The organism is Moorena sp. SIO4E2 (assembly GCF_010671945.1).
Taxonomy (GTDB): domain Bacteria; phylum Cyanobacteriota; class Cyanobacteriia; order Cyanobacteriales; family Coleofasciculaceae; genus Moorena; species Moorena producens.
Genome location: NZ_JAAHIE010000340.1, coordinates 1 through 8,207, shown reverse-complemented (window position 1 = coordinate 8,207; position 8,207 = coordinate 1). Strand labels below are relative to the sequence as shown.

The window sequence follows — 8,207 nt, the reverse complement described above, 5'->3', positions numbered from 1 at the left end:
TTGTATTGCTATCCCGATGCGTTCGCGTAGCGTGGCCGTAGGCCAATCGCGTAGCGGCTTGTACCGAGCATCGCGTTATATATCATTTGGCATCCTTCTTAGGAAGAATCTCGCAACTCGCGAGAGGAGTAACTTAGTTGACGATTTGCGGTACAAAACGATACGATCAGTATGTCGTCAACAGTAGCTCGGTGAATAAGTACCTCCTGCCTCATAGTTGCTGCTGAGTGAGTCGGGGTCAATGTCAGAACGTGAGCTTGATGGGAAACGGCAGGGATAATCAAAGCCATTAAAACTCCATGACTGACAGCGCCGATCTGCTCGCTTAGTATCAAACCAAAATGAAGAATGACCCAGACTTATGCAACGAGGCTTCAAGACCCAGTTAAAACTTAATAATAGACAAAAAACCTTGATGGCTCAACACGCTGGGTATTCTAGGTGGCTTTGGAATTGGGCTTTAAATATGTGGAACGAATCCTATAAAGCCGGGCTAAAGCCTTCTGCTAACAAGCTGAAAAAGTTCTACACCAATCATGTTAAACCTCAATATCCTTGGCAGTCTACCTTAAGTTCTAGGGTTTATCAATTCGTATTCATGCACTTATCAGAAGCGTTTAACCGATTCTTTCAAGGGAGAGCTCAACACCCTAAGTTCAAGAAGAAAGGTAGAAATGATAGCTTCACCCTAGATAATTGTGGGAAGGTCATGGAGTTTTCAGGAACTCGGTTGAAACTCCCTTTTATTGGGTGGGTTAGCACTTATGAACCTTTACCTGAAATCCAGACGAAGCGGGTCACAATCAGTCGAGTAGCCGATTCTTGGTATATTTCTTTGGCCTACGAGTTGGAACCTGAACCCACTGTTAAATCTAGAGAATATCTAGGTGTTGATGTCGGGGTTAAAGTTCTAGCCACCTGTTCAGATGGGACGGTATTTCCTAATCCTAGAGCTTACAAACAAGCTCAGAAAAAGCTGGCTAGACTTCAACGAGAACTATCTAGAAGAACTATGGGTTCTGCCAATAGAAATAAGACCAAGCTGAAATTAGCTAAAGTCCATCAAAGTGTTGCTAACATCCGGAAAGATGCAATTCACAAATTAACCTCTTGGCTTTGCAAAAACCACGCAGTCATTGGGTTAGAAGATCTAAATGTTTCCGGTCTGCTAAAAAACCAGAAGTTAGCAGGTGCGATAGCCGATTCCGCTCTTTATGAAATTCGTCGTCAAGTCTCATACAAGTCTGAGTGGTACGGTTGCTCATTGGTATTTGTAGATAGATTCTACCCATCCACTAAAACTTGTTCTAGTTGTGGTCATGTTCAGGAAATGCCACTTAAAGAACGAGTTTTTGATTGTGAGGTTTGCGGTGAAGTCAAAGACCGTGACTATAACGCCAGCCTCAACGCGCGAACGTTTTGCCGAAGGCTATTCGGTCTAAGCCTGTGGAATAGGAAGTGCCGACACCCTATGAAAAACCAGGTAACTGGAAAGAAGCAGGAAGGGAACTTTAATACGGTTTGTACCGCATTATATCAGTTTCTCGTAGCAGGCAACAAAGGTACCACCCAACAAAAATATTGGTTAAATATTACTGAATTGAACTCAATAAATACGGACATGGTCAGAGGATATCTGAAAAGTTTTTTGATACTGAATTTTGCCCCCCTAGCCCCCCAATTCTGGGGGGAACAAGAATCAATTTGCTGGTAGAAGTCCCCCAAAATTGGGGGACCAACGGGGGCTTGGATGTAGCAAATGAGACTTTTCAGACAACCTCTCAGCAAAGCACTAGTATAGATGCCAATTTGTCGCTTCATGGCACTCAGAAATACTAGACTCATTACCAACACCATTGGCAACTTAGCTTTGATACCAATGAAATCAGGATTTGATAATGTAATTAACCCATCTAAGGAAGGAGCATTAACATGTCCGTCTGGATTTCTAGTGGCTGAAAATAGAATCGATTTAAAGAATCCTTCTGCATTCCATAAGATAAATGGTAGTGACGTTATCCCAGGGATAACAAGTATTAACAACAAAGCGATGAAGGTATCCTTTACAGGATTATCCTCTGATGATTGCCAAGCCCAAATCAGATAAAGTGGTACTAAAAATATAGTAATTTGTTTAATACCCAAAAACAAGCTAAACATCAAGAAAGCTGTGGATTTTTGTTTCGGCAGTAACATCAGGGAAAGAATCAGAAAAAATATGGCTATGAAATCTAAGTTAGCGTCAATACTAACATAAAGCATCCATCGGTTCAGTAACCATAATAAAGCAGCAAGCCAGCCAAAAATAAAGAGTTTATGGTTATAAAAATGATAGAAAATTAGACCAGCAATCCCGATATTAACCATTAAAAATATCGGTCGCCATAGGGAAATCCAGTCTGAGTAGTCTTGGAATCCCAATAATTGAGTTAATGCTGAAAGCCAATAAAAAATGGGTAAATACGTAGCATACTTCTGATTTTATCTCATATTTCCCGATAAGACTCTAGCGTAGGGATTTTGCCCCGATAAAATTCGCTTCCCTTCTACCCAGCTATAGTAAATATCATGTCCTTCAGTGTTATAGTTCCAAACTTGTAAAAGTTTGACATTAATGACAACACCGACAACAGCGATTAAAATTAGACAGATAATTACTAAAGTCTTTCTTTGAATCATCATCATTTTAGTTCTTGGGTAAGCCTTCAGCCGTCAGCTTAATTAAAATAAACCTCGAATGGGAGAATTTAATAGTTCGAGATTAATGAGAATTGAAATTCTGAGGAAAAGCCCATTGCGCCTAGGGCATTAGCTGATAGCTGATAGCTGATAGCTGATAGCTGAATGCTTACCTTCTTGGTTAATAAAAAATTGTTAATTACTAATTAACAATTAACGAATAACCTTAAATGATAAGTATTCAATCGAACTTGAGCTCACGGTTTATTTTTTCAGGACGCCCCATCCCAGCTGTGATGGCATAACTTTGAGCCAACAACTGTAACCAAAGCCGTGGATAACGCTTTTCAAGCCAGGGCTGTAACCGTCGAACTAGACTGGGAAACCAACCTTTGAGCAACCCGCTGACAAAGGCATTGCTAGTAAAACTTAAGTAACTGCCTACCCAAAGCAAGAAATCCTTTGCACCAGCCATTTCCAAAATCCAGGGGATGAGGGCAGGGTTTCGGCGAGCTGCTTTGAGTGCCAGTCGATTAAAGGTTAACCAACTGAAACGGTCTTTAATAAACGTATCTGGTACCTCCGGTGGTTCATCTGCCAACAAACCAAAGAAGGTATTGAGCATGGAGTTAATCCGCTGGGGTGGTAGATGACGACCTGTTGGTACCATCATCCCCTGGGAAAAGAGCCAGGTCACAGCAATATTACTTTGATAGGCACGAATTTGATTTAAATCCTTAGCACTCAAAAGATTGTGCCGCAAGGCAGTTTCCAAGAGATCGGTTAAGCGATAGAGGTTACGCACTAAGGAACCGAAGCCAGTGAACACCAAGGGGGACTGAAGGGAGGCAGCATCACCAATGGCAACCAGTCGGTCGAAGGCCACAATGCGATCGCGACTTCCCACCGTAAAATGTCCGGGAATATACCCAAAGGTTGGCTTCTTCCACACCAATTTTTCCATATCACATCGGCGGTATTCCGGTAAGATAGTAAAGAAATCTTCATACATTTCTAATAAAGAGCCGGGATTCTCAGGATGTATCTGATGGTAATGGAACAAATAAATTGTCAATTCCTGACCTGCACCAGGGAACAACTCCCAAATCAGTTGACGTCCCCGGGAAATATCCCCATGACTATTGAGAACATCACCATAATCGGGATCCCACACCTGAGGCTCTAATCCCTCAATCACAGCCCCCACCGTGGGACAGACACTATTAAACGCCCTACCCCCATTGAGTTGCCAAGCAATTGGTGAAGCCGTTCCCATGGCATCTACTAACAGACGACCACTCGCTTGTCGGTGAGATTTAGTCGGTAAGTGTTGCAAATCCACCACAACTTCCTCTGGGGTGATAGTTGCTTGGATAAACTCTGTCTCATCCCAGATTTCTCCCCCAGCACTGGTGAGCTTTGTTCCACACAGTTGCAAAAACTTAGCAGAATCAATGGCGATATTGAGCACCGTTGGCGTGTGCAAGATGGCTGCTTTCAAGTGGGGTGGGTTGTTGCTATCAAAGAACTTATTAAATCCATCAAGGTATTCCCTAGCAATGATCCCTTCAAACTCAGTTGGGGTAAATAAACCCAAATCAATCAGGCTTTGAAACTCATCCCGTGAAATATTCCATTCCCGGTTCATCCGCCCAAAGGTTAACCGCTCAATCAGCAATACCCGATAACCCCGCTGCGCCATTGTTGCAGCATGGATCACTCCCAAAGCACCACCGATGTAGATTACGTCGTACTTAGGGGTTGAAGGTTGCAGGTTAGATGGTTGAAGGTTAGTCGGTTGAAGGTTAGATGGTTGTTCGCGTAGCGTGGCCTTCAACCCCTTAAACACTACCTGCTTGGGCTGCTCGGGGTTACGAACCCCCTCACGCCAGCGCTTTTCCCACCAATAAACTCGATTCAGGTCATATTCTCCTCTAGGCATTTTCCGGAAAAAGTGCACAGTCTGAGGATAATAGGGTGCTAATGCTTCAAAGATGGATTGCTCAGATAACTCTACATCCGGTGGTTCTGGATAGTGGTAGGGGAATTGCTCCCGAAGACTCTGGGTCAGCTGTCTTAGAATTAGCGTTTCGCCGCTCAGGGGCTTTTCGGACCAACGAAAAGCTTTGAGGTAGGTGGTTCGCTGCACAGACCACACAAAAATCGAGATTTCTGGAATCAAAGATAGGGCAACTGTAGTCTTGTGATTAGAATTCTCATCAGGAGTAGTCTCCCATTGCAGACGAATACCATCTGGCGTGATTATCTTATCCCCGAGCTTAGGCTGCCATTCCTGTTGCAACCATTGGCAGACAGTCTTGGTGTCTGGTGTAGGGATTTCTACGTACAGAATCTCTTTCATAGGGGTTATGTGATCACAAATTTCATTAAGAGGAGAGACGGAGGTAATCAGTGATGAAAATACGCTAAGCTTCCAAGTATCGACTTGTTTAATATTCGTAAAAATACTTTACATTGATTTCAGTTTAGTTATAGTCAAGGGTGCCCTTGTTTGTTAGGTATGAATTATCCCATTCCAGCTAGTCCACAAGAAATAGTCGCCCTACGTCAACAACCAGTTGATGAAGAACTGGTGGTAATGGCGATTGCTGGTGTCATTCAAATTGCCCGTCAAGAAGGACAGTCTCTTGACGATTTAACTGCCGAAGTCTTAGCAGAAGACGATTGGCTTGATCACTCACAAAGAGTATTACTCAATGACCTGGTTGTCCAAGCCTGGGAGAGTCTGCCTGAATTAGAATGGCAGGCGTCTTAAGCGACGCCCAAGCTGCTTAGGTTAATTGCTACGACTCAAGCCATAACGCATCTACCTTTTTCATCATTGATTGATTGATTGATTGATTGGTATTAGACCTGCCAGACTTAGTAGTTTTCTGATCTTGTTTGCGTCAATTGTTGTTTATGCAAGCTTTTTGCCTGACAACTGCGGCGAAGTCTATTGATTGGCAAATTTCCCCCAGTTATAACATTACTCCTGAGTCAAACTAGATCTTTAACACAACCGATCAATTCCTATTCCCCTTGCCTAGTAGCTTGATCACGCTCTCTTAGCTGCAAGAGAATTTGGGCATGAAATTCCTTGGTGATGGGATAGAAGTAAGCAAGTACTACACCACCAATCAAGAATAGAGTTGGCAGTGGTCCCATAGCGATACGGATGGCTAGCAGTGCGGAATCGGGTTGGGTGGGGACTGGTTGCCCAGCAGTAGATGAGATGAATCCTGACCACTCTAGGACAATACCGACTAAAAACAACCCTAGGGCTAAACCAAGTTTTTGCAGCAAAACCATGAAGCCATAAAATATCCCTTCCCGACGCTGACCTGTGGTCAATTCATCAAGTTCAATCACATCCGGCACCATGGACCAGGGGATGAGATAAGCCACAGAAACCCCAAAACCAGCCATAACAGCTAAACAGTACATTAAGGCCACTTGACCAGGTTGTAGCAAAAATATACCAACTTGAGCGATAACCCAGAGACTAGTGCCCATAAAGTAAGCGGTTTTTTTGCCCAATCGCTCACTTACCATCTTCCAGAAAAACAGCATCAATAAGGCAGTACCTTGAATCGCAAGGGCGACTAAGGAAAAGCTAGACTCGGGCAATCCCATCCAATTGACTATGAAGTAAAGCAAGATAGAACCGATTAACTGGACAGCTAACCAGGAACACAGGTAGATGCCAATCACATAGAGAAAAGGCTGGTTACTGAATACAATCCGCAGTTGCTCAAAAAAGGATAAGGAGGCTGAAGTGTCAGCTTCAGAGCGCTCTGTGAAAGCAAAGCTATCTTTCAGGTGGGGTTCTGGGGTAGAAAATATCAGAGTTATACCAAAGACGGTAATTAGTAAACCAAGAAGACTCAGAAAGATACCAGTGATATCAGGGTTGCTAGTGGCACCCAATAATTTGGCAGTCACTGGGATAATCCGGGCAATGCCATAGAAAAATGATAGGGGTCCAATTAGGGTCAGCAGAGTTCCTAGAGTCTTTTTCTGCTGAGTTCCCAATATAGGCTGTGCACCTCGTTCTTGGATGCGCAGCACACACCACAATATCGGCACCACCGCCAGCAAGGTGCAGACTAACCCTAGCACTAGATATTGCTTCCCACTATCACCGGCATAGGCACTAAAAATTAATCCCCCTAGAACTAAGGTTAGGATGCTGCCACCGATGGAAAAGGTAAAGCGAAAGCTGTTGAGGCTAGTGCGTTCGTTGTAGTCTTGGGTGAGTTCTGGGGTGAGGGCGGTGTAGGGTAGGTTAACTGCAGTGTAGGCAATGTTGAACAGAATAGCAATCAGAAGGTAGTAGCTAAACAGTAACCAGTTATTAATGGTATTGTTATTGCTGAAGTGGGGGACAATCCACTGTAAGAAAAACAGAAAACCAAAGGGAATTGCCCCAAACAGCATCCAGGGAATGCGACGCCCCCAACTAGAACGAGTGCGATCGCTCATAATCCCAACCATGGGATCATTGATGGCATCGGAAACTTTGCCAATCATCAGAATACTCCCTGCCAAACCGGCTGGTAAACCAGCCACATTGGTTAAAAATGGCAGGAGGTAAAAGACTAAGAGATTGGCGGTCATGGCTGGACCCATATCTCCAGCACCATAAGCTAGTTTGGTGGTAAAGTTAAGCTTTTCGAGTCCACCGGAGACTTGGGGACGATTACTGGCATCAGAACTAGAAACATCAGTCATAACCGATAAGATAATTGAGCTAGGCAATGTGGTGATAGGAATTTTTTTAGCAAAACGAATCACTCATAAGCCATTTCTAACATTAGACTTCTTGTAGAAGTAGGGAAATTCCGAACTTGGGAAATTCGGAACAACCGCTGGTAATGGTCGAATAGTTTTCGACTTTTGCTAATGGTCGATTCCCTCACCAATACCTAACCAATATCAATTGCGCGAACTATGTCAGAACTTTACGTCTCCTGGTCAGAGTACTATGAAAAAATCGAACGGCTAGCTGTCAAAGTCTATCAAGCCGATTGGGATTTCAACCAGATTGTCTGTATTGCTAAGGGAGGATTACGGGTTGGTGATATCCTCTGCCGCATTTACAATCAGCCCTTAGGGATTATGTCTGCTGCTTCCTATACCGGACCAGACAATCGGATCCGAAGACCGATTACGTTTTCGAGCCACCTGGCGATGACGACGGCAAAATTAGGTACTCGGATCCTGTTGGTGGATGATTTAGTGGATTCTGGTATTAGTCTACGAGAGGGGATTAAATGGCTTTATAGTCATTATGGTACAGAAATTGAGGAGATTCGTACTGCTGTGATCTGGTATAAAGGCTGTTCTGGGATTGCTCCTGATTACTATGTGGATTATTTGCCAGATAATCCTTGGATTCATCAGCCTTTTGAACCGTATGAGTCCATGAGTCCAGCTGATTTGGCTCAAACCTATTTAATTAGAGAAGTGTGATCCTATCAGCACAGAGGGAGCAGAGGAACCAGAGGGGGCACAGAAATAATAGA

General features: G+C 43.7%; 7 protein-coding genes. 4 read left to right on the top strand and 3 right to left on the bottom strand.

All coding sequences use genetic code 11. The features are described 5' to 3' along the window. Positions 1 to 361 precede the first annotated feature (361 nt). Both F6K37_RS26370 and F6K37_RS26365 read left to right on the top strand, forming a co-directional pair. Positions 362 to 1,714, top strand: a complete 1,353-nt coding sequence (locus F6K37_RS26370) for an RNA-guided endonuclease InsQ/TnpB family protein (protein WP_287253287.1) — start codon at positions 362 to 364, stop codon at positions 1,712 to 1,714. Positions 1,715 to 1,801: 87 nt separating this feature from the next. Further along, entirely contained in the window at positions 1,802 to 2,107 is a 306-nt protein-coding gene (locus F6K37_RS26365) for a hypothetical protein (protein WP_287253284.1), read from the top strand. A 374-nt stretch (positions 2,108 to 2,481) separates the two neighbouring features. On the opposite strand, the gene F6K37_RS26360 is transcribed toward F6K37_RS26365, so the two are convergent. Further along, positions 2,482 to 2,682, bottom strand: coding sequence for a hypothetical protein (locus F6K37_RS26360; protein WP_131826957.1), 201 nt, complete (start codon positions 2,680 to 2,682; stop codon positions 2,482 to 2,484). A gap of 238 nt (positions 2,683 to 2,920) precedes the next feature. Then, positions 2,921 to 5,041: an NAD(P)/FAD-dependent oxidoreductase gene (locus F6K37_RS26355; RefSeq protein WP_008181086.1), complete on the bottom strand. Its 2,121-nt coding sequence runs from the start codon at positions 5,039 to 5,041 to the stop codon at positions 2,921 to 2,923. Between the two features lie 159 nt (positions 5,042 to 5,200). Here F6K37_RS26355 and F6K37_RS26350 point away from each other — a divergent pair, with 159 nt between their 5' ends. Beyond that, on the top strand, positions 5,201 to 5,455 hold the full coding sequence (locus F6K37_RS26350) for a hypothetical protein (RefSeq protein WP_008181083.1): 255 nt from the start codon (positions 5,201 to 5,203) through the stop codon (positions 5,453 to 5,455). 257 nt (positions 5,456 to 5,712) lie between these two features. Here the strand turns inward: F6K37_RS26350 and F6K37_RS26345 are convergent, their stop codons facing one another. Beyond that, positions 5,713 to 7,413 carry an MFS transporter gene (locus F6K37_RS26345; protein ID WP_044492460.1) on the bottom strand — a complete coding sequence of 567 codons (1,701 nt, stop codon included), beginning with the start codon at positions 7,411 to 7,413 and terminating at the stop codon, positions 5,713 to 5,715. Between the two features lie 219 nt (positions 7,414 to 7,632). Between F6K37_RS26345 and F6K37_RS26340 the strand changes: the two genes are divergently transcribed. Continuing rightward, complete coding sequence (locus tag F6K37_RS26340) at positions 7,633 to 8,154, top strand: phosphoribosyltransferase (RefSeq protein WP_008181079.1); 522 nt, start codon at positions 7,633 to 7,635, stop codon at positions 8,152 to 8,154. Positions 8,155 to 8,207: the final 53 nt, after the last annotated feature.

What these genes read in the sequence shown, in the direction of transcription:
- F6K37_RS26370 (WP_287253287.1), top strand. Translation starts at nt 362, where the DNA reads ATGCAACGAGGCTTCAAGACCCAGTTAAAACTTAATAATAGACAAAAA.
- F6K37_RS26365 (WP_287253284.1), top strand. Translation starts at nt 1,802, where the DNA reads ATGCCAATTTGTCGCTTCATGGCACTCAGAAATACTAGACTCATTACC.
- F6K37_RS26360 (WP_131826957.1), bottom strand. Translation starts at nt 2,682, where the DNA reads ATGATGATTCAAAGAAAGACTTTAGTAATTATCTGTCTAATTTTAATC.
- F6K37_RS26355 (WP_008181086.1), bottom strand. Translation starts at nt 5,041, where the DNA reads ATGAAAGAGATTCTGTACGTAGAAATCCCTACACCAGACACCAAGACT.
- F6K37_RS26350 (WP_008181083.1), top strand. Translation starts at nt 5,201, where the DNA reads ATGAATTATCCCATTCCAGCTAGTCCACAAGAAATAGTCGCCCTACGT.
- F6K37_RS26345 (WP_044492460.1), bottom strand. Translation starts at nt 7,413, where the DNA reads ATGACTGATGTTTCTAGTTCTGATGCCAGTAATCGTCCCCAAGTCTCC.
- F6K37_RS26340 (WP_008181079.1), top strand. Translation starts at nt 7,633, where the DNA reads ATGTCAGAACTTTACGTCTCCTGGTCAGAGTACTATGAAAAAATCGAA.